This is a genomic window from Streptomyces sp. WY228 (genome assembly GCF_019287315.1).
In the GTDB taxonomy this organism is placed as follows: domain Bacteria; phylum Actinomycetota; class Actinomycetes; order Streptomycetales; family Streptomycetaceae; genus Streptomyces; species Streptomyces caviscabies.
Map to the genome: position 1 here is coordinate 4,422,238 of NZ_CP079114.1, position 22,066 is coordinate 4,444,303.

Sequence of the window (22,066 nt, forward strand, 5' to 3'; positions counted from 1 at the left end):
CCCCGTCATGCGGCACGCAGCCAGGGCTCGTTCGCCACGACCGTGCGCCGCTTCGGGAGGTGCCCCTCCGAAGGTGGGGCCGAGGAATTCATTCCTCCCGGAATGCCCCCATACGCCATCAGCCCACTGGAAGTAAGATGATCTTATCATCGGCAGCGCGCCGAAATGTCAAGGCCGCCACGCCAGTTGCCACTCGACGCAGGATGTTCACATTGAGGAGACCTGGCGGACGGCGTCCCGCTGCCGCCGGTACGACCGGCAGGGTCCGGCGGGCACGGTCGGTGGGGGTGGCCGACGGGCGCGGCCGACGGGTGCGGTCGGCAGGCCTCCGAAGGTACGGAATTCAACGTTCCGCTTCTTGTCCGGCGTCCCTGGAACCCGCCCCGCTCCTGCCGTACCCTTCGGTGATTCCTGGTCGGCAGGGTGAAGGGGCGCATCGTGATTCGGGTTGCCGTCGTGGACGACGAGCAGCTGGTCCGGTCCGGGCTGAAATTGATCTTGGGTGCCGCTCCGGACATCGAGGTGGTCGCCTGCTGCGACGGGGCCGACGCCGTCGACCGCGTACGGGAGGCGCGCCCCGACGTCCTGCTGCTGGACATCCGGATGCCCGAGGTCGACGGGCTGACCGTGCTGCGGCAGGTGGGCGCGCTGACGGCGCCGCCCGCCGTGGCGATGCTGACCACCTTCGACGCGGGCCGGCACATCGACGACGCGCTGCGCTCGGGGGCGGTCGGTTTACTGATGAAGAACACGGCCCCGGAACAGCTCGTCCACGCGGTCCGCGTGCTGGCCGCCGGCGGCCGGATCCTGGCGCCCGAGGCGGTCGGCCCGGTGATCGAGGGCTATCTCGCCGCGGGCCGGGACACCGGAGCGGCCGACCGCACCGGGGCCCTGACCGACCGCGAGGGCCAGGTGCTGGCGCTGGTCGGCGCGGGCCTGTCCAACCGGGAGATCGCCCGTGAGCTGCGGCTGTCCCACGGCACGGTGAAGGACCACGTCAGCTCGGTGCTGTCCAAGCTGGGCGGGGTCAACCGGGTCCAGGCGGCGGTGCTCGCGGACCGGGCCGGTCTGATCGACGGGGTGTCGTGAAGCGCCTCCGTCCCCGCATACCGGCGCGCCTCTCCGGTCCGCGCTTCTCCGGCCCGCGTCTCTCCCGCCCGGGTCTCACCCGCCTTGGTCCCTCCCGTCCGCTCCTGCGCCCCGGCTCCCGCCGGGCGCGGGCCGTCGGCCGGGCCGCCGTGCCGGTCGGGATCGCCGTGGTCGACGGCCTCCTCGTCAACGGCTTCGGCCCCGGGCCCGGCCTCTGGGTCGCGCTCGTCGCGGCGGGCGCGCTGGTGCTGCGCCGCCGCTGCCCCGAGGTGCCGCTGCTCGTCGGGCTGCCCGGGATGTACGTCGGCCAGCTGGCGTTCGCCCCGCTGATCGCGCTGTACTGCCTCGCCGACCGCCGCCGCAGTGTGGCCGTCGGAGCCGTGGGGGCCGCCGCGGTCGCCCTGGCCCAGTTCCTGCCGTACCCGGTCACCGGCCTGCGGGAGCTCGCGCTGGACCGGGAGACCCTGATCATGGCGATGGACTCCTGCGTCCTGGCCGTCGGGGCGCTGGTCCTGGGGCGTACGGCCCGGGTGCGCCGCGAGCGGCAGCGGGAGCTGGCGGAGGGCCGGGAGCGCGAGCACCGGCTCCTCGCCGAGAGGACCCTGTCCACCGAGCGGGCCTGGCTGGCGCGCGAGATGCACGACGTCGTCGCCCACCAGGTCAGCCTCATCGGCCTCCAGGCCGGGGCGCTCCAGGTCGGCGAACCGGACGCCGCCACCGTACGCTCGACCGCCGGGGTCGTCCGCGAGCTCTCGGTGAAGACCCTCACCGAGCTCCAGCACATGGTGGGCGTCCTGCGCGCGGCCGGTGTCGCCGCGCCCGGCCTCGCCCCGCAGCCCCGGCTCACCGACCTGCCCGCCCTGGTCCGCGACTGCGGTCTGCGCGTCACGCTCGATGCCCCGGACGGCCCCGGCCACTGGTCCCAGGCGGCGGAGCGGGCCGCCTACCGCACGGTCCAGGAAGCCCTCACCAACGTGCGCAAGCACGCCCCCGGCGCCGAGGTGGACATCCGGGTCCGGCCGCTGGACGGCGGACTGCGGGTCGACGTCCGCAACACCGCCGCCGACGGCTCCACCGCACCCCTCGGACTGCCCGGCGGCGGTCACGGTCTGATCGGTCTGCGGGAGCGGGCGCATCTGCTCGACGGCACCTTCGACGCCGGGCCCGAGCCGGACGGCGGATTCCGGATCCAGGCCGTGTTCCCGTCCCGGCAGACTTTCTGAGGGTGTGTCCGCACCCATCCGATCCGGATTTCCGGTCCTTCTCCAGGAGGAGATCCGCAACCCCGGACCCCGCCGACCGGCGGGGGGTGCACCCGTCGAATGGCCGGATAATTCGGACCCACCTCCCTTAAGTGTATTGCTGCTTGCTGTCATTTCCCTGGGAAAGATAGGATCGCTGCGCGCCTTGACCAGCGCACGCCGTGCGGGGGCCGTCGTGACGGATCCGCCCTGCCGGCGGCCGTACGGGGGAAGTAGGGCAGAAATGGCAGATGACTGTATAGCCGTAGGGCTGATGGTCGCCAGATTGTCGTTGCGGCGAAGACTGACCAGGCTCTTCGCCCATCGTGGATGGAACGCCGTCGCGTGCGAGGGGGCCGGGGGGCTTCTTTCGTCCGACGTCCCGTCCGACGTCCTGGTCGTCGACATCGACCGGCTCGACGAGATACGGGACGCCGCGCCGGTCGTGGCGCTGACCTACGGCTCGGAGATACGTCATCTCGGAGCGGTGAAAGCCGACGTCCGGGCGGTCGTGGACCGCGACGACCTGGACGAGGCCTTCCTGGAGGCCGTGCAGGAGGTCGCCGCCGGGCACGGGTGGATCTCACCCACGCTGGTGCGCCCGCTGCTGCGCGGGCAGCCGTCCGCACCGGCGGGGGCCGTCCGGCCGACCGCCGTGGCCGGGCAGCCGCACAGACCGGGGCGGCCGCACGATCCGGCCCTGACGGCACGGGAGTACGAAGTGGTCTCCCTGGTGTCGAAGGGAATGAACAACAGCGAGATCGCCGGTGCCCTCTATATCGCGGAGAGCACCGTGAAGTTCCATATGTCGAACATTCTGCAGAAGACCGGATTCCGTAACCGCGGTCAGCTCGTGGCGCGTATGCCGGTGGCCGGCTGAACCGGCAGTACACAACATGGAGGAGACCGTCATGGGAAAGAAGAAGGAAGCCCTGCGCTGGGCGCCGGTGGCCATTCTGCTGGTGCTCGCGCTGATCGCGCCGCTGTTCGGGGACAATCCGACCGGCGTCGTGATTCCGCTTCTGCTCGCGGTGATGCTCGCGGGCGTCAACGTCACGATGCAGAAGAAGGAGCGCTCCGCCCGCGGGGCCGAGTGATCCGGCCGGGGGAGCACCACGGATGAATGCCGGGGCCGCCGCACCTGACCAGTGCGGCGGCCCCGGCACGCGTCGTTCATGAACGCTCGGTCACGAGGCCTCGTACCGGGTGAAGCGCACCGCGCCCACCGCCCCGATCGCCACCGCGTACAGCGTGAGCACCAGGAAGCCGAGGCCCTGCGAACCGCCGTCCGCCTCCGCCGCGGCCGTCATGATCGTGCCGCCGCCCGCCAGGTCGCCCGCCCCGCCGGGGAGCAGGTTGCCCAGCTCCGCGTTGCCGAGCGAGGAGGCGAGGATCCGCAACGTCGGCTCCAGGAACTGCGTCACCAGCAGGATGCCGACGATCGCCGCCACCTGGTTGCGCACCAGCGCGCCCACGCCGACGCCGATCGCGCCCCACAGGGTCATCACCACGATGCTGCCGCCCAGCGCGCCGAGCACCGTGCCGTCCGTGAGGTACGCCGGCTTCCCGTGGCCCGAGAGCAGCGCCGCCGCCACCAGGGCGCCGGAGACCACCGCCACCGTGCCGTACACGAACGCCGTGCCCAGCCCGACGAGGAGCTTGGCGCCGTAGACCCGGGCCCGGCGCGGCTCGGCCAGCAGCGTCGCGGAGATCGTGCGCGCGTGGTACTCCTGCGTCACCGCGATCACGCCGATGGCCAGCGGGAAGACGTACGCGAGCGCCACCGCCAGGTTGTACGCGGGTACGGCGTCGCCCGCCGTGCCGAAACTCAGCGGACTGCGCGGGGCGTTGAGACCGCCGAAGACGATCAGCGCGGTGAAGCCGGCGCTGCACGCGACGACCGCGAGCAGCAGGATCCACCACAGCCGGGTGGTGGTCAGCTTCAGCACCTCGGACCGCAGGAGATCGGCCGTGGAGACCGCGCCGGTTGCGGTGGCCGCGCTCGCGCCCCGGTCCGCCCGCGCCACCGTGCCCGTACCCGTACGCGTATCCGCGCTCATGCCCGCACCCGTGCTCATGCCCGTACTCCGTTCCCGGCCCGTGTCAGCCGCAGGAAAGCCGACTCCAGGCGCTCGCCCGGCTCCAGCAGACCGTCGAGAGGGCCGCTGCTCAGCAGCCGCCCGTGATGCATCAGCAGGACGTCGTCCACCGTCTGCTCCAGCTCGCCGAGCAGATGGCTGGAGAGCAGCACGGTCCGGCCCGAGGCCGCGAAGTCCCGCAGGAACTCCCGTAGCCACAGCATCCCTTCGGGATCCAGACCGTTGGCCGGCTCGTCCAGGACCAGCAGCTCCGGATCGCCCAGCAGCGCCGACGCGAGGGAGAGGCGCTGCTTCATGCCGGTCGAGTACCCGGCGACCGGCCGGTCCGCCGCCCCGGACAGGCCCACGTCCGCCAGCAGTTGGCCGACCCGCTCCGGACCGCAGCCGGCGGCCGGGGCGTAACAGCGCAGTTGGCCCCGGCCCGTGCGGCGGCCGACGAACGCCCCGCCGTCCAGGCCGACGCCGATCCGCCGTGTGGGGGCGGCGAGTCCGGCGTACGGGCTGCCCCAGAGCAGTGCGCTGCCACCGGTCGGGCGGATCAGCCCGAGGATCATGCGCAGGGTCGTCGTCTTGCCCGCGCCGTTGGGGCCGAGGAAGCCGGTGACCCGGCCGGGCCGTACGTCGAAGGAGACTCCGTCGACGGCTGTCGTGCCCTTGAACTCCTTCCGGAGATCCCGGACCGAGATCACCTGCTGTCGCTGTGCGTCCTGTGCGTCCTGTGCGTGTTGTGCCATGCGTCGGCTCCTCCTTCTCTTATCGGACCGTGTTGAGGTCGACCTGGGAGCGGACCAGGTCCCGGTACGGACCGGGCTCGGTGATCAGCTCCTCGTGGCGGCCGGTCTGGACGACCCGGCCGTGTTCCAGCACCACCACGAGATCGGCGTTCACGATGGTCGACAGCCGGTGGGCGATGATGATCCGCGTGCACTCCAGCCGGTCCAGCGCGGCGGCGATCCGGGACTCGGTGACGGTGTCCAGCGCGCTGGTCGCCTCGTCGAGCACGAGGACGCGGGGCCTGCGGGCGAGCGCGCGGGCGAGCGCGATCCGCTGGCGCTGGCCGCCGGAGAGGCTGCCGCCCATCTCGCGGACCGGCGTGTGGTAGCCCAGCGGCATCGCCGCGATGTCGTCGTGCACATGCGCCTGGCGCGCGGCGTCGACGACCGCCTCCATCGTGGCCTCGGGCACCCCGAAGCGGATGTTGTCCGCGATGCTGCGGTTGCTGAGGACGATGTCCTGCGGGACGTACGCGGCGCTCCGGTAGAACGTGTCGGCGTCGATCTCGCCGATCGACACCCCGTCGTAGAGGACGTCACCGGACCGGATCGGGTACAGCCCCATGAGGAGCTTGCCCAGCGTGCTCTTGCCCGAGCCCGAACTGCCCACGATCGCGACCCGTTCGCCGGGCCGGACGTCGAACGAGACGTCCGCCAGGGCCGGGACACCGGAGCCGGGATAGGAGAAGCCCACGTTCCGCAGCCGCACCGCGCCCCGCACGGTGACCTGCCGGTCGCCGAACGCCCCCGGGTCCTCGGGCTGGTGGAGGATGTCGCCGACCCGTGCCACCTGCGCGTTCGCCGTGATCAGCTGGGTGAACGCGCCGGACAGCGACATCACCATGCCGAGGCTCGTCGCGGTCAGGGTCTGCGCCGCCACCGCCGAACCGAGGTCGAGCGAGCCGTTCAGCACCAGCCACAGCCCCACCGCCAGCACCAGCAGCGGCCCGAACACCTGGAACACCGCGTAACCGCTGGTCGCCACGCCCTGGAGGACGATCCGCCGCCGGGTCTGCTCCATCCCCGCCGCGTAGACCTGCCGCCAGTCCTGGAAGAACGTGCCGGTCATCCCGGAGACCTTCAGCGTCTCGATCGAGGACAGCGCCTCCATCTGGAGCGACGAGGACTTCGTCGTCTCGCTGATCTCCCGCTCGGTGATCCGCCGGATCGGCCGGTACGTCGCCACGGCCACCGCGAGCATGGTCAGGAAGACCGCGAACGCCGTCGCACCGAGGGTGAACGAGCGGTAGAACATGTAGCTGAAGATCGCGATCAGGCTGCCGAGGTCGAGCAGCACGACCGACAACTGGCTGGAGATCATGTCCCGTACGGACGTGATGCTGGAGAGCCGGTAGAACAGCTCGCCCTGCGAGCGGTTGGCGAAGTACTTGTAGGGCAGTTCCAGCAGCCGCCGGAACGTCTTCCCCATCATCGCCTCGCCCAGGCTCCGGATCACGGACGCCAGCGCGACGGTTCTGAGCAGCGAGAGCAGGAAGAACACCGCCATCGGGGCGGTGAACGCCACCAGGACGAGGGCGATCGGGGCCTTCTCCAGATAGCCCGCGTAGTCGTTGACCGCGTACTGGGTGGCGATCGGCATGAAGATGGTGAAGGAGTACAGCACCAACGACATCAGGAACGCCTGGACCAGCGGCTTCCGGGCCCCGGTCAGCGAGCGCAGGAACTCCCGCCAGACGCTGGGCTCGCGGTGCCGTTCGGGCCGGTGGTCCGGCGTCGGTACGGCTTCGAGCGCGAGGCCCGAGTAGTGCTCGGCGAACTCCTCCGCCGGGTACGTGCGCCGGCCGCCGCCCGGGTCGACGACGGTCACCCGGTGCTCGTCGATCTCCTCGACGACCACGACATGGCTGTCGTCCCAGTACGCGATGAGCGGCAGCCGCAGCTGTCCGAGCCGCTGCGCCCCGGCGCGGAACGCCCGCACCTCGAAGCCCCGGCCGCGCAGGATGGCCGCGATCTGCTTGATGGTGAGGCCGTCGCGCCCCACCTCGTGCTCGCGGCGCAGCCCGGCCACCGAATCGCGGGAGCCGTACGCCGAGAGGATCATCGCGATGCAGCACAGGCCGCACTCGGCCTGGGCGAACTGCTGGACCTCGCGGACCCGTCGGACCCTGCGCATACGCCATGCCATCAGCGGCCTCCGAGGCAGCGGGGAAGGCCGGTTCCGGGGTGGTCGAGCATCGCCTGGGCGGCGAACCAGCCGGAGAGGCCGAGGAAATAGGACGGCAGAAGGGGTTCGGTGCCGATCCCGCAGGACCAGCCGCCGTTTCCGTACCGGTCGAGGAACGCGGTGTGCAGCGCGGCGGCCGCGTCGCGCAGGTCGGGGCGGTGGAGCAGGTCCGCCAGATGGCACAGGACCGCGATCCGGCCGGCGAGACCGTGGCAGAGGCTGAGGTCGGGGGCGGTCGTGATGTCCCGCGCGGAACCGGTGGGCTCCAGGACGCGGTCGATCTCCGGGGCCACGGCGTCCGCGATCCGGCCGGCCGGTTCGCCGAGGGCCGTGAGCAGCGCGGCGTGCGCGTACGCGAGGCCCGCGTACCCCTTGCACCAGCCGCCGTTGCCCGTTCCGTTCCCCCGGTCGCGCAGCCCCGCGTCCTGCCAGCGGTGGCGGCCGTACGCCTCGGCGAACCGCTCCAGATGGGTGCGGGCGCCGCTGTCCCCGTCGAGGCCCGCCGTGACCATCGCGGACAGGGCGGCGATCCGGCCGAACCTGCCGTGGGCCAGGCCGAGTTCCTCGCCGTCCCGGTGTGCGGCCGGGTCTCCGTCCACCGTGACGAGGCGGCGCAGCAGCCGCTCGGCCCCGGCCCCGGTCACCTCGGTCGCGCCGTGCTCGGTGTGGGCGGCGAGGTGGACGAGGTAGCCGCCGTAGCCGTTGAGGTGGTCGAAGTCGGCGGCGGAGAGCCGGTCGACGTTGAACGCGCCCTGGGCCGGGCGGAATCGGACGTGCTCGTCGCCCGCGCGGAAGCGGGCGTCGGGCGAGGTCAGCCGCCGGATCTCCCAGTCGGTCACCAGGTCGGAGAGCACGCCGGTGAACGGCGACATCGGCAGCGGCGTTCCGTCGAGCACGGCCGGCCGGCCGTGCACGGCCGAGGCGCAGACCCGCTCCAGGTCCACGCCGATCGGTGAGACTCCGGTGCGGGCCGCGCTCTGCGCGAGGTGCAGCAGCAGCCCACCGCCGTCGTACAGCGTGGCGTCGACGCCGCCGAGGCGCAGCCCGTCGCCCCGGAGGCGGGGCGTCAGCCAGGTCGGGGCGTCCGCCCCGCCGACGACGAGGTCGCGGAGCAGGGCGTGCCAGCCGGCCGGGTCGGCGAGGTGGACGGGCGAGGCGGCCGGGGCGGGCCCGCTGACGGGCTCCCGCCGCTCCCACACGTCGTCGGCGGAACCGGCCAGGGCGTACCGGAGGTAGAGCGGATCACGGTCGGCGGGCCGGGTGAAGAACGACCGTACGGCGGCGAGCGCGGACTCGCGGGGGGTGAGCTGTGCGGCGCTGCGGATCTCCTCGTCGAAGTCGCCGCGCAGCAGCCCGGAGTCGCAGTCCACGGTGAAGAACGGCACATCGAGGTCGAGCAGGGCCGCGACCTCCTCCCGGTGGACCGCGTCGGCCGACTCGGCGGCGGTGCCCCGGTAATGGCGCGGCAGCTTGCCGAGCAGCTCGGCCCGGTCCTGCCGGCTGCCCAGGTGCACGGGGTGCGTGGAGGCTTCCAGGAACCGGGCGTAGATGTAGGTCGGGCGGACGACCTGGCGCACGGCCCAGCCGGCGGAGTCCCGTACGGCCGCCTCGACGGCGTCGCGGTGGGCGGCGAGCAGCGTGCGGGCCTCGCGGAATCCGGCGACGAGCTCGTCCGTCCAGCGGCGCGGGTCCAGCGGATCGCCCGCCACGGTGGCCATGTTGGCGCCGTGCTCGACGACGACCTGGCTGCGGTCGAAGCGGATGTCGTCGGTGCCCGCGTCCACGACCAGGTACGACTGGAGGTGCTCGGACGCCCCCGGCCGCACGCAGCCGATCCCGGAGATGTCGACGTCCAGCTTGGCCCCGGCGTAACGGGCCGGGAAGAGCAGGGTGTTGAGCACCGAGCGCTCGATGTCGAGGTTGAGCGAGGCGGCGGCCGGCGCCGAACGGGCCTGGCCCGGCGCGATGTTGGGCAGCGACACCAGGGTCTCGGTGTCGATGACGACCGGACCGTCCGGGGTGGCGATGATGTTCTCGTGGTGCAGGTCGGTGGCGCCCAGCATCGACAGGAGCGCGGCGGACCGGCCGAAGCGGCGGAAGTAGCGGGCGCTGTGCTCCGGCGTCCCGTCGAGGTCGGCGTGGACCACGAACTCCTGCCAGACGTGGGCGGGCCGGACGAGCGTCCGGGGGTGCAGCGGGCCGAAGAACGAGCCGTCCGCGTCGAGGAGTGTGCGCAGGGAGGTCAGGAGCTGCTGGCAGTTGTCCTGCTGCGGCTTGTACACGGCCCGAGAGCCGTCGTCCCGGACCACCAGGCAGACGGTCCGCCCGCCCCGGTGGGCGTCGCCGAGCCCCGGGGTGACGGAGACGATCCGGCCGGGCCCGCCGAGGAGCGCGTCCAGCTCCGCGCGGTCCGCGACGGCGGCGTGCAGCACATCGGCCACCGTCCGCGCGGTGCGGGCGGTGGCGAGGCGCAGCAGCCGGTCCAGCTCGGGGAAGCGGTCGAGCACCGCCTCGCGGCCGGGGGCCTGGGCGAGGCGGGCGTGGAACGCCTCGTACCCGGTGTCCTGGGCGCGGAAGGAGGCGATGAGGGTGCGGACGCCGGTCTCCACGCAGAGGCCCATGAGCGAGCGGAGCGCGGACTCGGCGACACCGGCGAGGTCGGCGAGGCCGGCGAGTCCTGCCTGGTCGTCGGTGGTGTCCGGGCTCTGGAGGGCGGCGGCGAGCCCGGCGATGCGCTGCGCGCCGTCCCGCAGATACGGCGCGTAGAACGCGCCGAAGACGTCTGACCTCTCGTCGGTGATGCGCTGCACCAGGTCGTCGAGGAACGCGTCGCTCAGTTGCACTCGTGGACTCTCTTGCCGTCGTCGAAGGTGGGAGGGTGGGGACGGGCGCCCCGGAAGTACCAGTTCCGGGGCGCCCGCACCCCACCGGCTCAGCGGGTTCAGCAGCGCTTGGTGCAGCCGCTCGTCGGGCAGCCGCCCTGCATCGCGGCGCTGGCGCCGACGATCACGGTGGTGACGGCGGTGGCCGGGATGATGGTGGGCGTGAAGCCCGCGGCCAGCGACTCCGGCGCGTCCGCGAGCTCGACGAGCTCGTCGGCGCTGACGTATCCGGTGGCGTCGTTCATGGCGATGTCGCCCATGACGGTTCCTCTCTGTTCTTCCTGCGTGGATGGGTGTGGTGCCAGGGCCCGGCAGGATGCGGGCCCGGTTCGTGGGTGCGCCGTCGCGCCCGGCCGTGGCCTAGGCGAAGCGCAGCAGGGAGGGGTGGCTCCCCGGGTCCAGGTGGCGGAGGACGGACCAGGCGAGTCCGGCCTCCCCGACCATGAGGCTGTTGGTGTACGCGTACTTGGTGTCCGAGCGCTGTCCGTACCGCTCCACGACCTCGTCGAAGAGCCGCGGATACAGGTCGTCGAGGCCGCCGCCGTCGCCGGTCCGGGCGGCCTCGCCGAACAGGCCGGGGACCAGGTCCTGTCCGAGCCGTACGATCTCCGCGCAGGCCAGGTCGCCGTGGCAGTACGTCGGGTTGTTGCCGAAGCCGCGGTCCAGGGTCAGCCCGGCCAGCCGGTCCAGCACCGGGCGGGGCACCGCGCCGGGCGCGTGCTCGTTGCTCATCAGCGCGCCCAGCAGCATCCCGGGAGCCCCGTGGCACCAGCCGTACGAGCGCTCCGGCTCGCCCCAGACGCGCGGCCAGTCGCGGTCGCCGTCCTCCTGCGCGTCGAGGACCGCGCCGAGGATCCGCAGCCCGAGGCCGTGCACCCCCGGGTCGCCGAACTCGGCCCCGTAGCGCAGCAGTACGGGCGCGATGCCCATCGCCCCGTGCGCGTAACCGGTGTACGGGGTGACCCGCGGGTCCGCCAGGCCGATGCCGCCGAGCGCCTCGGTCTCCCGGGCTGCGATCGTGCGGACCGCCTCGGCGACGACCGCCCGCTCCGCCGGGTCGGTGGCCCGCTCGTGCAGCGCGAGGCCGACCGCCAGCGCGCCCGCCATGCCGCTGAGGAAGTCGGTGCCGGCCTCGGCCCCCGAGCACCGGGCCAGCTCCCGCGCCAGCTCGCCGAGCCGGCCGGCGTCCGGCTCGTCCAGCAGCCCGCGCGCCACGACGAGGGCGTACGCGGTGCCGGCCATCCCGGTCATCCCGCCTACCGACACCCCCTGCTCGGCGAGCTGCCCGCCGCGCAGCTGCTCCTCGACGAGGTCCAGGACACTGCGCGCCGCCGCCGCGAAGTCCGCCCGGCCCGTCTCACGGGCCAGCGCGGCGAGGACGAGGGCGGGGCCCGGGCTGCCGCCGTACAGGTCGTAGCCGAGGGTGCCCGGGCTCCACTGGCTCTGCGAGTCGGTGGTGACCTGCGGGGCGATCCAGGTCGCCGGGTGGTGCGGCTCGGTGCTCGCCACCCGGGTCGCGAGCAGCCGCTCCCCGATCCGTACGGCCTCGTCGACGAACCGGCCCCGGTCCACGGCGACGGCGGGCTTCCCCGCCGGGCGCACGGGGACGAATCCGGTCTCCTCCTGGTCGGTGGGCAGCTTGTTGACGAACGAGAAGTCGATCAGGCGCAGTTCGCGCTCGATGACGCTCTCGTCCAGCCCGTGGATCCGCTCGCGCACGGTGGTCAGCGGCGGCTCCGCCAGGGCGTCGGCCCGTACGGCGCCGTCCGTCGAGCCCAGCGCGCGCGACCTGGCGGTGTACGAGAAGTACGGCACGTCGCCCCGGGCCATCTGCCGGACCTCGGCGTCGGCGATGGCGGGGGAGTCGCCGGTGCGCAGGACGACCCGGTTCAGGACGGCGGCGCGGACGACCGGGTCCGCCATGGCGTGCGGGTGGGTCGCCATGCGCAGCAACTGCGTGTAGAAGATGGTCGCCTGGTTGACGTGGCGGAACTGCACATCGCCGAGGAACTCCTCGACGGCGTCGACGACCGCGTCCGGATGGTCCGCCGCGTACCGCAGCACCCGGCCGAACTCCCTCTTGACGATGTCCCGTTGGTCGTTGACGGGCAGCTGGGTGGCGCGCTGCACGGCGAGGTTGGCGTTGGCGGCCGTGGTCGTCGTGGTCACCATTCCGACGAACATGTCGTCGCGGCCCGGGTTCTGGAGGCTCAGCGACTTGTACGGGGAGCGCTGGCCGGTGTCGTAGCCGATCGCGCCGATGTCCATGCCGTGGTCGTCGTCGCCCGAGCGCACGACGAGCGGCAGCAGCCCCGACCCGATGATCGACTCCCGGAGCGTGAGCGCCCCGGCCTTCGAGGCCGCGCCGTCGTCGTACGCCTCGGGGAGGTTCAGCCGGGGCGACAGCAGGGTCTCGGTGTCGATGACCACGGGCCCGGCGGCGCAGGACACCATGTTCTCGAAGTGGATGTCGGTGGCCCGCAGCAGGAAGAGGATGCCCGCGAGGGTGCCGATCCGGGCGAAGTAGTCCTTCTGCTCGCCCGCGTACTCCTCGGTGGGGATGAACTCCACGAACCCGCCGTGCTCGGTCGGGACCACGGCGACGGTCGGCAGATCGGTGCCGAGCCGGCCGTTCATCCAGGACACGAAGGAGCTGTAGCCGGCCTCCGCGCCGATGGGGTGCGGCTTGTAGAGCACCCGGCGGCCGTCGGTGAACAGGACCTGCGCGACGGACCGCCCGCCGTTGTGGGTGTCGCCCTCGCCGAGGACGAGACGGTCGACCCGGGGGTGTTCCGGACCGCCCGCCAGGAGGGATCCCAACTGCGGTGCGGCAGAGCCGATTTCCTCGATGATCTCGACGACGTACCGGGCGGAGGCCTCGACCTGGCGGCCCACGAGGAAGAAGAGGTGCGGATAGCGCGCGGTCAACTCGGCGTGCCCGGCGGGGCTGTTGGTCCACCGGCGGAAGGCGGCGTACCGCTCCTCGGGCGTCTCGCCGTCGAGCAGGCCCGCCGTGCGCCGCCGGTGCAGCTCCTCGACCAGGGTCCGGATCATCAGCCGGGAGACGAGCCCGGTCTGGTGCGTGACGAAGTCGTCGACGATCCGCTGGGGCGCGGCGATCGTGGGCGACTGCGCGGCGGCATGGCGTACGCGGCCGCTCCAGGGTGCGACGAAGTGCCGGAAGTAGTCGTGGAAGAGCCCGTCGGGGTCGAGGGACGGATCGTAGGCGGGGGGCGGGTCGGGCAGTTCCTGGTCCTGCTCGCCCTCGTCCTCGGTCGCCGCTGCCCGCAGCCGTTCCTCGACGTGCGCGATCAGCTCGGGGTCGGTGAGCTCCGGCAGATACGTCCGCAGCGCTTCGGCGATGCCGGGGGAGACGTCGTGACTGTTCATGAACACCGGATCCAGGACGGGGCGGGGAGGGAGGGGCCCTCGGAGGGACTGCCCCTCAGGAGGAGAGGGGGAGGTGACGCCGGGAGGTGGGTCCCGGCGTCATACGGTCACTTGCAGTTGTTCTGGCACTCGGCGGTGGCCGTGCAGAAGTTCCCGTTGTTCCCCAGGACGTAGCTGGCGCCGTAGCAGCTCAGGGAGGACACGATGGTTCCCCAGCCCTGACCGGCGGCGCTGACGGCGTCGAGGTTCTGGTCGTCGATCTCTTCGAGGATGCCGACGTTGGGGTTCGCCATGAGGCTCACACCTTTCACGCGTGGAAGCGGCGCGCGGCTGTGGGGCCGGGCCGTTCCGAATGGATCTTGACCCCTTGAACGCTAGGGATCGGATCCGTCTCGCACCCCCGCCCGGGGACGGGTTCCGCCCCCGCCCTGGGGGGTGTTGTTCCCCGCCCGGAACCTCGCCGGGAGTTCGGGTGCCGCGTGGCTCAGGCGGGGCCGGTGGAGGCGCGGGTCTCCAGGGACCAGGCGTGGCGGCGGACGGTGTCGGGGGCGGCCCGGTCCGCGAGGATGTCGCAGAGCAGCTCGGCGCAGGCGCGGCCGTACGCGGCGGGGCGCAGGTCAACGGCGGTGACCGGCGGTTCGGCGTTGCGCGTGGCGGGCCCGTCGACGCAGGCCGCGACGAGCAGGCCGCTCCCGCTCTTCCCGCTGCCGCCGGCCTTCTCGCTGTCGCCGACCTCCCGGCCGAGGGCGGCCGCCGCGCGCAGGACGCCCGGGGCTGACCCGTCGGGGGCGCAGATCACGGCGTCGACGGCCGGGTCGGCGGTGAGCAGCGCCCGGGTGGTCTCCTCGGCCTCCGCCGGGGTCGCCGCGAACGGCACGGTGCGCAGCGCCATCTCCACCCCGTGGGCCAGCCCCCAGGACCGGGCCGTCGCGCGCAGGGCGGTCGCCCAGGCGGAGGAGCCGGACGGGGCGAGAACGGCGGGGCGGCGGGCGCCGCGCTCGGCGACATGGTCGAGGAGGGCGGTCAGCGAGGCGGCGTTGTCGCAGACCACGGCGCCGCTGGGGGCGGCGGCCGGGCCGAGGTAGCGCTCGCCGGTCACCACCGGGACGCCCGCGTCGAGCAGCCCCGGCACCGCGCTGTCGCCCGCCTCGGGGTCGATCACCAGCAGCCCGTCGACGCGCGAGGCGATCCGCCCGCCCGACGCCCCCGAGGGCGCGAGCAGCACCAGGTCGAGCCCGTCCTCCTGGGCGCGCTCCACCGCCCCGAAGGCGAGGTTCATGTAGTAGTCCAGCCGGGTCGCGGTGGCCGGCAGATGCAGCCCGACGGCCCCGGTGCTGGCGCGGCGCAGCCGCCGGGCGGCGCTGTTGGGGCGGTAGCCCAGCTCCTCCGCCACCGCGCGGACCCGGTCCCGGGTGGCCCCGGCGACCCGCCCCGAGCCCTGGAGCGCGTCCGACACGGTGCTCTTGGAGACCCCGGCGGCACGGGCTACGTCGAGCAGGGTCACGGTGCGGGAGGTCACGGGGGTGAAGTCTAGACGTCGGCGGCCGTACGGCCCGGAGGGTTGCCGGAACGTTCCGGCACGGTTAGATTCGATCCATTGCCGGAACGTTCCGGCACCCGCTTTCAGCCTCCCCGTCCCCCGCCCCCGCTCCTGGAACCGGTCATGCGTCTGATCACCGCGTACAACCCGCCCGCCTCCCCGACCCGGACCCGCCCCGCCGAGCGCGCCCCCCTGCGCGTCGCGGCGGTCCAGCAGCGCTGGCACCGCGACCCGGCCGAGCACCGCGCCGCCCTGCTGGAGGGCATCCGGCTCGCCGCCGCCGAGGGGGCCCGGGTGGTCTGCCTCCAGGAGCTGACGCTCTCGCCGTACTTCGCGGTCGTCCGCCGCGCCGACCACCCCGCGCCCGCCGCCCCGGAGGAGCTGCTGACCGGCCCCACCTTCACCTTCGCCGCCGAGGCCGCCCGCGAGCACGGGGTGTACGTCCACGCCTCGCTGTACGAGAAGGCCCCGGCGGCCGGCGGCGAGGACGACGGCCTCGGCTACAACACCGCGATCCTCGTCGCCCCCGACGGCACCCTCGCCCAGCGCACCCGCAAGACCCACATCCCGGTGACCGAGGGCTATTACGAGGACGACTGGTTCCGGGCCGGTCCGGCGGGCGACGACGCCTTCCCGCTGGTCACGGTCGACGAAGCCCGCTTCGGCCTGCCGACCTGCTGGGACCAGTGGTTCCCGGAGCTGGCCCGCGCCTACTCGCTCGCCGGGGCCGACGTCCTCGTCTACCCGACCGCCATCGGCTCCGAGCCCGGCTTCCCCGGCTTCGACTCCCAGCCGCTCTGGCAGAAGGTGATCACCGGCAACGCCATCGCCAACGCCACCTTCATGATCGTGCCGAACCGCATCGGCGCCGAGAACGGCCTCACCTTCTACGGCAGCTCCTTCATCGTGGACCCGTACGGCCGTGTCCTCGCCCAGGCCCCCCGCGACGAGCCCGCCGTCCTGGTCGCCGACCTCGACCTGGACGCCCGGCGCGACTGGCTGGAGCTGTTCCCGTTCCTGACCACCCGCCGCCCCGACGCGTACGGCCCGCTCACCGAGCCCCGCTGAGGGGGCCCGGTGGCGGAGCCGGGGGCGATCCAGGGCTTGGATCTGCTGCTCCCGCCCGCGCCCCGGTGCGCCGATACGCACCTGAAACAGAGCCGCGCGGTGCTCGAAGCGCGCCCCTGACCGGCCGGAAGCGGCGTTCCCGGAGGCTGTCGGCGTACCCGATCCCCGGTGTGCACGACCGTCAGGAGACCTGTGCCGTGCTGAGCCCACCCGAGGCCACAGCGCCCGCCGCCGACACGGCGCCCGCGCCCGGACCCGTTCCCGCGACGCCCGTTCCCGCGACGCCGGACCCCACCGCACCTGATCCCACCGGGCCCGCCCCCGCCGGGCCCGCCGCCCGTCACCGCGCCGCCCGCCTGCTCGCCGTCGGGGCGGTCGTCTGGGCGGCGGTGACGGCGCTCCACGCATCGATCCCGAACACGGGCGTCAACGCGGGGAGCCTCTTCCAGACGCTGCTGCCCTGGACGGGCCTCGGCGTGCCGTTCCTGCTCGTGCTCGCCGCCGTGCTCCGGTCCCGGCTCGTCGCCGTCGCGGTTCTCGCGCCCGCCGTCGTGTGGGTCACGCTCTTCGGCGGCGCCCTCACCGACAAGCGTTCCGGCGGCGGCGATCTGACGGTGGTCAGCCACAACGTGGACGAGGCGAACACCGATCCGGCCGGCACCGCGCGCGTGCTCGCCGGGGCGGGCGCGGACGTGCTGGCGCTCGAAGAGCTGTCCGACGCCTCGGCGCCCGTCTACTCCCGCGAGCTGGCGTCCGCCTACCCGCACCACGCGGTGCTCGGCGGGGTCGGCATCTGGAGCAGGCACCCGCTGGCGGACGTGAAGGAGGTGCCGATCATGCCGTGGACCCGCGCGATGCGCGCCACGGTGCGGGCCCCGGACGGGCCGCCCGTCGCCGTGTACGCGGTCCATCTGGCGTCGGTACGGGTCTCGGCGGCGGGCTTCACGACGGGCCGCCGCAACGAGGCGGCCCGGGAGCTGGCGGCCGCGCTCCGGGCGGAGTCCGCGCACCGCGTCGTGGTGCTGGGCGACCTCAACGGGACGTACCGGGACCGCGCGCTGGCCCCGGTGACCTCGCAGCTGCGGTCCGCGCAGGGCGAGGCGGGCGCGGGCCTCGGGTTCACCTGGCCCGCCGCGTTCCCGATGGCCCGCATCGACGACGTACTGGTACGGGGGCTGACCCCGCGCGCGGCCTGGACCCTGCCCGCCACCGGCAGCGACCACCTCCCCGTAGCGGCCACGCTGACCCGGTGACCCGGTGACCCGGTGACCCGGTGACCCGGTGACCCGGTGACCCGGTGACCCGGTGACCCGGTGACCCGGTGACCCGGTGAGCCGATGACCGGGCCCTCCGCCCTCCCCCGACTACGATGCGAGCGACCGACCGATGACCTCGAACGCCCAGGTAGGCAGCGTGTCCGAAGCCCGGGGCCCGGCCCCCGTCAGCGTGCTCGTGGTCGAGGACGACGCCACCATCCGCCGCGCCGTCCAGCTGGCCCTGGAGCGCTACGGCTACCGGGTCGCGGTCGCCGCCGACGGGCTCAGCGGCCTGGAGGCGTTCCGCGCGGGCGGGCACGACCTGCTGATCCTCGACGTGATGCTGCCCGAGCTCGACGGCATCGGCCTCTGCCACCGGATCCGCGAGGAGAGCCCCGTACCCGTCCTGATGATGTCCGCGCGCGGCGACGCCCTCGACGTGGTCGCGGGCCTGGAGGCGGGGGCCGACGACTATGTGATCAAGCCCGTCGACACCGCCGTCATGGTCGCCCGGATCCGCGCCCTGCTGCGCCGCGCCACCTTCCGCCCGGACCCGGTGGGACGCGCGCCGAAGAAGTCCGACCGGGCCCCCGACCACGTCCTGACCTTCGGCGACCTGACCGTCGACACCCTCGGCATGGAGGTGCGCCGGGCGGGCGAGCCGGTGTCGCTGACGCCGACCGAGCTCCGGCTGCTGCTGGAGTTCGCCGCCGCGCCCGGCTCGGTGCTCGACCGGCGGCGGCTGCTGCGCGAGGTGTGGGACTACGGCTGGGAGGGCGACACCCGGGTCGTGGACCTGTGCGTGCTGCGGCTGCGCAAGAAGATCGGCAGCGGGCGGATCGAGACCGTCCGCGGCTTCGGCTACAAGCTCGTCCGCGGCTGAGCGGCCGGCGACCGCCGTGGACTTCCTCAACCCCCGTGCCCTGCGCTGGAAGATCGCCGCCCTGGTCGCCGCCGCATGCTGCGCGGTCGCCGCCGTGATCGGCTTCCTGGTGCACGACGCGACCCGCGAACGCGGTCTGCGCGTCGGCACCGACCGCACCCTGACCCGGCTGATCGCCGCCGAGCGGGAGTTCGACCGTACGGGGAAGGCCCCGGCCGACATCGACGTACGGACCAGGGCGGAGCTGCCGGAGCCGCTGGCGCGCGACCTCGCCGACGTCACCGGCGACGAACTGCCGGGCACCGGCCGCGGATACGCCACCTGGTACGACGCCGATCCGCCGAACTGGCACTGGATGTGGGGCGCGGTGGCGGTCGGCGACGACCGGATCCTCGTCGTGCGGGACGACATGAGCACCGAGGTCCGCAGCCTCCAGCTCCTGGACCGCTCCATCGTGAAGTCCGTTCTCGCCGCCCTCCTGTTCGTCGTCCCGCTCGCCGCCCTCGCCACCGAACCGATCAACCGGCGGCTGCGACACGGGGCCCGTACCGCCCGCCGGATCGCGGACGGCGACCTGGACGCCCGGATCGGTCCCGCCGGGCGGGCCCGTGACGAGATCACCGAGATGTCGGCGGCCGTCGACGACATGGCCACCGCCCTCCAGCGCAAACTGGAGAACGAGCGGCGCTTCACCGCCGACGTCGCGCACGAACTCCGCACCCCGCTCATGGGCCTGGTCACCGCCGCCGGGCTGCTGCCCGAGTCCGACGAGGCGGCAAGCCTGGTACGGGACCGGCTGCGGGCCCTGAACGCGCTGGTCGAGGACCTGCTGGAGATCTCGCGCCTGGACGCGGGCGCCGAGCGGGCCCGCCTCGACCCGGTGCCGCTGGGCGAGCTGGTCGCCGATGTGGTGCGGCGTACGGGCACGGAGACCCGGGTCTCCGTGGTGGACGCGGAGGTGGTGGAGACCGACCCGCGCCGGGTGGAGCGGATCGTGGTCAACCTCGTCGCCAACGCCCACCGGCACGGCGCGGCCCCCGTCGAGGTGACCGTCACCGGCGCGCGGATCGCCGTACGCGACCACGGCCCCGGCTTCCCGCCGGACCTGCTGGAGCGGGGCCCGCAGCGCTTCCGCACCGGCGCGAGCGAACGCGGCCGGGGGCACGGTCTCGGCCTGACGGTCGCCCAGGGCCAGGCGGAGGTGCTCGGCGCCCGGCTGGCCTTCGCCGACGCCCCGGGCGGCGGAGCGCTCGCGACGCTCGACCTGGCTCCGCACGCACGCCCCGCCTGAATCCCGCACTCCGGCTGACACGGAACCTGATACGGAACCGAAACGCACTCTCGCGGGGGCGGAAACGCCGCTGTACGGGCCCGGAAGAACGACTCCTCGAAGGTGACTCCGGTACGGGAAACCGCACCGGTCCACCTGGAGGAACCCATGCAACCCTTGCCCGCAGACCCCACTGTCACCCCTTCCGCCGGTCGGGGTGCGCGCTTCCGCCGCTCGGTCCTCCTGCCGCTGACCGCCGCCGTGCTCCTCGCGGCCGGCACGGGAGGGTGGTACGCGTTCGGCGGTGGCGGGCCGGTGACCGGGGCCGGCGGCGCCGATGGGCCGGGGGAGGGGGTGGCGCCGCTCGCCCGGTCGATGCAGCTGCCCTGGCCGCGCGAGGGCCAGGCGAGCGTGGCGGTCGAGGGGATCGGCAGCCTCGGCACCCGGGGCGAGCAGAAGCCGGTGCCGATCGCCAGCGTCACCAAGGTCATGACGGCCTACGTGATCCTCAAGGACCGTCCGATGCGCGCCGACGCCCCCGGCGCGACCGTGGTCGCCGATCAGCGGGCGGCCGACGAGTCGTACTCCTCCGTCGAGACGACCGCACCGGTGCTCGCCGGGCGGACGTACAGCCAACGGCGGCTGCTGGAACTGATGATGGTGCCGTCCGGCAACAACGTGGCCCGGCTGCTGGCCCGTTGGGACGCGGGCGACGAGAAGGCGTTCGTCGCGAAGATGAACCGGACCGCCGCCGCACTCGGCATGCGCGCCACCACGTACACCGGGGTGAGCGGCATGGAGGCGAGTACGAGGAGCACGGCGGCGGACCAACTGCGGCTGGCCCGGGCCGCCATGAAGGACCCGGCCTTCCGGCAGATCGTGGCGACCGGCTCCGTCACGGCCCCGGGCGCCGGGGTGACCTTCCGCAACACCAACAAGTTGCTCGGGCACGACGGCGTCATCGGCCTGAAGACCGGCTCCTCCACCCCGGCGGGCGGCAACCTCGTCTGGGCCACGAGGCAGGAGGTCGCCGGAGTGTCCCGTCTGGTCATCGGCGTCGTGCTGCACCAGCGCGCCGGCACCACCCCGGCCGAGGGCAGCGCCGCCGCCCACGAGGCCAGCCGCGCCCTGATCACCGCGATCCGCGCGGACCTCCTGGATGCGGCGAACAGGGCGTAGCGGTGCGGGACGTGCCGGTCGTCGTCAGTGCAGGGTCTTCAGCATCTCCGCGGAGAACGGGGTGATGTCCGCCGTACGCCCGCCGAGGGTCTTCGCCGCCCACTCGGGGTCGGAGATCAGCGCCCGCCCGACGGCGACCATGTCGAACTCGTCGCGCTCCATCCGGTCGAGCAGCTGCTCGATGCCGGTGACCTTGGAGTCGTTGCCCTGGAAGGCGCTGAAGAAGTCGCCGTCCAGGCCGACCGAGCCGACCGTGAGGGTCGGCCGGCCGCTGATCTTCTTCACCCAGCCGGCCAGGTTCAGGTCGGATCCCTCGAACTCCGGCAGCCAGTAGCGGCGGGTGGACGCGTGGAAGACGTCGACGCCGGCCTCGGCCAACGGCGTGAGCAGGGCGTCCAGTTCCTCCGGGGTCCGAGCGAGCTTCGCCTCGTAGTTGTCCGACTTCCACTGGGACATCCGGAAGAAGAGGGGGAAGGCGTCGGAGACGGCGGCGCGGCAGGCGGCCACGATCTCGGCGGCGAAACGGGTCCGGGCGACCAGGTCGCCACCGTAGGCGTCGGTACGCCGGTTGCTGCCGGACCACAGGAACTGGTCGATCAAGTAGCCGTGCGCGCCGTGCAGTTCGGCGCCGTCGAAGCCGAGGCGCTCGGCGGCGGCGGCCGCGTCGGCGAAGGCGGCGATGACGTCGTCGAGATCCTTCTGCGTCATGGCGCGGCCCTTGGGCTCACCGCTCAGCGACAGTCCCGAGGGGCCGACCGGCTCGGCGTCCGGGACGGGCCCGGCGCCTTCGGTGCGGGTGACGCCCACGTGCCAGAGCTGCGGAATGATCGCGCCGCCCGCCCGGTGCACGGAGTCCGCGACATGCCCCCAGCCCGCGAGTGCGGCCTCGCCGTGGAAGCGCGGAACCCGGTCGCTGGTCCCGGCGGACTCGTGGTCGACGTAGGTGCCCTCGGTGATGATCAGCCCGACGTCACCGGCGGCGCGCCGGGTGTAGTAGTCCGCCACGTCCTGCCCCGGAACGCCGTCCGGGGAGAACTGCCGGGTCATGGGCGCCATCGCGATCCGGTTCCGAGAGGTGAGTCCGCGGACCGTGAACGGGCGGGAGAGCGTGGCCGCCGCACGGGCGGCGGCGCTGCTCGCCTCCGCCGCGTCCCGCACACCTGCCGGGGCCGCCGGTGCTGCCGGGGCCGTCACGTCTGTCACGTCTGTCA

At 73.4% G+C, this 22,066-nt stretch carries 18 protein-coding genes; 9 read left to right on the forward strand and 9 right to left on the reverse strand.

The window, feature by feature from the left end; translation table 11 throughout:
• Nucleotides 1-438 precede the first annotated feature (438 nt).
• From KV381_RS19375 to KV381_RS19390, 4 genes are all read left to right on the forward strand, one after another.
• Nucleotides 439-1,089, forward strand: a complete 651-nt coding sequence (locus KV381_RS19375; RefSeq protein WP_103538932.1) for a response regulator transcription factor — start codon at nucleotides 439-441, stop codon at nucleotides 1,087-1,089.
• A complete protein-coding gene (locus tag KV381_RS19380) occupies nucleotides 1,086-2,312 on the forward strand; it encodes a sensor histidine kinase (protein ID WP_256995104.1) in 1,227 nt (408 codons plus the stop codon). Before KV381_RS19375 ends, KV381_RS19380 begins: the two co-directional genes overlap by 4 nt.
• A 262-nt stretch (nucleotides 2,313-2,574) precedes the next feature.
• Complete coding sequence (locus tag KV381_RS19385) at nucleotides 2,575-3,210, forward strand: response regulator transcription factor (protein ID WP_078611007.1); 636 nt, start codon at nucleotides 2,575-2,577, stop codon at nucleotides 3,208-3,210.
• Between the two features lie 31 nt (nucleotides 3,211-3,241).
• Nucleotides 3,242-3,427, forward strand: coding sequence for a hypothetical protein (locus KV381_RS19390; RefSeq protein ID WP_230543432.1), 186 nt, complete (start codon nucleotides 3,242-3,244; stop codon nucleotides 3,425-3,427).
• A gap of 90 nt (nucleotides 3,428-3,517) precedes the next feature.
• On the opposite strand, the gene KV381_RS19395 is transcribed toward KV381_RS19390, so the two are convergent.
• The 8 genes from KV381_RS19395 to KV381_RS19430 form a co-directional block, all read right to left on the reverse strand.
• Nucleotides 3,518-4,408 (reverse strand): ABC transporter permease, encoded by an 891-nt coding sequence (locus KV381_RS19395; RefSeq protein WP_218785814.1) that lies wholly within the window; start codon nucleotides 4,406-4,408, stop codon nucleotides 3,518-3,520.
• Nucleotides 4,405-5,163 (reverse strand): ABC transporter ATP-binding protein, encoded by a 759-nt coding sequence (locus KV381_RS19400; RefSeq protein WP_218785816.1) that lies wholly within the window; start codon nucleotides 5,161-5,163, stop codon nucleotides 4,405-4,407. Before KV381_RS19400 ends, KV381_RS19395 begins: the two co-directional genes overlap by 4 nt.
• Before the next feature lie 19 nt (nucleotides 5,164-5,182).
• Nucleotides 5,183-7,348: a peptidase domain-containing ABC transporter gene (locus tag KV381_RS19405; protein ID WP_218785818.1), complete on the reverse strand. Its 2,166-nt coding sequence runs from the start codon at nucleotides 7,346-7,348 to the stop codon at nucleotides 5,183-5,185.
• The gene (gene lanM, locus KV381_RS19410; protein WP_218785819.1) at nucleotides 7,348-10,230 is read right to left on the reverse strand and encodes a type 2 lanthipeptide synthetase LanM; all 2,883 of its coding nucleotides are present in this window, start codon (nucleotides 10,228-10,230) and stop codon (nucleotides 7,348-7,350) included. The genes KV381_RS19405 and lanM overlap by 1 nt, the downstream gene beginning before the upstream one ends.
• A gap of 98 nt (nucleotides 10,231-10,328) precedes the next feature.
• On the reverse strand, nucleotides 10,329-10,529 hold the full coding sequence (locus KV381_RS19415; protein ID WP_030627248.1) for a class II lanthipeptide, LchA2/BrtA2 family: 201 nt from the start codon (nucleotides 10,527-10,529) through the stop codon (nucleotides 10,329-10,331).
• 100 nt (nucleotides 10,530-10,629) lie between these two features.
• Nucleotides 10,630-13,659: a type 2 lanthipeptide synthetase LanM family protein gene (locus KV381_RS19420; protein ID WP_218785821.1), complete on the reverse strand. Its 3,030-nt coding sequence runs from the start codon at nucleotides 13,657-13,659 to the stop codon at nucleotides 10,630-10,632.
• Between the two features lie 107 nt (nucleotides 13,660-13,766).
• Nucleotides 13,767-13,952, reverse strand: a complete 186-nt coding sequence (locus tag KV381_RS19425; RefSeq protein WP_030075698.1) for a plantaricin C family lantibiotic — start codon at nucleotides 13,950-13,952, stop codon at nucleotides 13,767-13,769.
• Between the two features lie 191 nt (nucleotides 13,953-14,143).
• Nucleotides 14,144-15,178 (reverse strand): LacI family DNA-binding transcriptional regulator, encoded by a 1,035-nt coding sequence (locus tag KV381_RS19430; RefSeq protein ID WP_218785822.1) that lies wholly within the window; start codon nucleotides 15,176-15,178, stop codon nucleotides 14,144-14,146.
• 144 nt (nucleotides 15,179-15,322) lie between these two features.
• Here KV381_RS19430 and KV381_RS19435 point away from each other — a divergent pair, with 144 nt between their 5' ends.
• The 5 genes from KV381_RS19435 to KV381_RS19455 all read left to right on the forward strand — a co-directional run bounded on the left by KV381_RS19435 (nucleotide 15,323) and on the right by KV381_RS19455 (nucleotide 20,855).
• Nucleotides 15,323-16,267: a carbon-nitrogen hydrolase gene (locus KV381_RS19435; protein ID WP_218785823.1), complete on the forward strand. Its 945-nt coding sequence runs from the start codon at nucleotides 15,323-15,325 to the stop codon at nucleotides 16,265-16,267.
• A gap of 356 nt (nucleotides 16,268-16,623) precedes the next feature.
• Nucleotides 16,624-17,520 carry an endonuclease/exonuclease/phosphatase family protein gene (locus KV381_RS19440; protein ID WP_306438621.1) on the forward strand — a complete coding sequence of 299 codons (897 nt, stop codon included), beginning with the start codon at nucleotides 16,624-16,626 and terminating at the stop codon, nucleotides 17,518-17,520.
• A 133-nt stretch (nucleotides 17,521-17,653) separates the two neighbouring features.
• The gene (gene cseB, locus KV381_RS19445; protein WP_218785824.1) at nucleotides 17,654-18,406 is read left to right on the forward strand and encodes a two-component system response regulator CseB; all 753 of its coding nucleotides are present in this window, start codon (nucleotides 17,654-17,656) and stop codon (nucleotides 18,404-18,406) included.
• A 16-nt stretch (nucleotides 18,407-18,422) separates the two neighbouring features.
• A complete protein-coding gene (locus KV381_RS19450) occupies nucleotides 18,423-19,697 on the forward strand; it encodes a HAMP domain-containing sensor histidine kinase (RefSeq protein WP_218785825.1) in 1,275 nt (424 codons plus the stop codon).
• Between the two features lie 147 nt (nucleotides 19,698-19,844).
• Nucleotides 19,845-20,855, forward strand: a complete 1,011-nt coding sequence (locus KV381_RS19455; protein ID WP_256995105.1) for a D-alanyl-D-alanine carboxypeptidase family protein — start codon at nucleotides 19,845-19,847, stop codon at nucleotides 20,853-20,855.
• Between the two features lie 24 nt (nucleotides 20,856-20,879).
• Here KV381_RS19455 and KV381_RS19460 read toward each other — a convergent pair whose 3' ends face one another.
• Nucleotides 20,880-22,013: an NADH:flavin oxidoreductase gene (locus KV381_RS19460; RefSeq protein ID WP_086777270.1), complete on the reverse strand. Its 1,134-nt coding sequence runs from the start codon at nucleotides 22,011-22,013 to the stop codon at nucleotides 20,880-20,882.
• Nucleotides 22,014-22,066 lie beyond the last annotated feature (53 nt).

Bases quoted from the DNA above. Each gene is read 5' to 3' on its own strand.
- KV381_RS19385 (WP_078611007.1), top strand. From the start codon at position 2,575: ATGGCAGATGACTGTATAGCCGTAGGGCTGATGGTCGCCAGATTGTCG.
- KV381_RS19390 (WP_230543432.1), top strand. From the start codon at position 3,242: ATGGGAAAGAAGAAGGAAGCCCTGCGCTGGGCGCCGGTGGCCATTCTG.
- KV381_RS19395 (WP_218785814.1), bottom strand. From the start codon at position 4,408: ATGAGCACGGGTGCGGGCATGAGCGCGGATACGCGTACGGGTACGGGC.
- KV381_RS19400 (WP_218785816.1), bottom strand. From the start codon at position 5,163: ATGGCACAACACGCACAGGACGCACAGGACGCACAGCGACAGCAGGTG.
- KV381_RS19405 (WP_218785818.1), bottom strand. From the start codon at position 7,348: ATGGCATGGCGTATGCGCAGGGTCCGACGGGTCCGCGAGGTCCAGCAG.
- KV381_RS19415 (WP_030627248.1), bottom strand. From the start codon at position 10,529: ATGGGCGACATCGCCATGAACGACGCCACCGGATACGTCAGCGCCGAC.
- KV381_RS19420 (WP_218785821.1), bottom strand. From the start codon at position 13,659: ATGAACAGTCACGACGTCTCCCCCGGCATCGCCGAAGCGCTGCGGACG.
- KV381_RS19425 (WP_030075698.1), bottom strand. From the start codon at position 13,952: ATGGCGAACCCCAACGTCGGCATCCTCGAAGAGATCGACGACCAGAAC.
- KV381_RS19435 (WP_218785823.1), top strand. From the start codon at position 15,323: ATGCGTCTGATCACCGCGTACAACCCGCCCGCCTCCCCGACCCGGACC.
- cseB (WP_218785824.1), top strand. From the start codon at position 17,654: ATGACCTCGAACGCCCAGGTAGGCAGCGTGTCCGAAGCCCGGGGCCCG.
- KV381_RS19455 (WP_256995105.1), top strand. From the start codon at position 19,845: ATGCAACCCTTGCCCGCAGACCCCACTGTCACCCCTTCCGCCGGTCGG.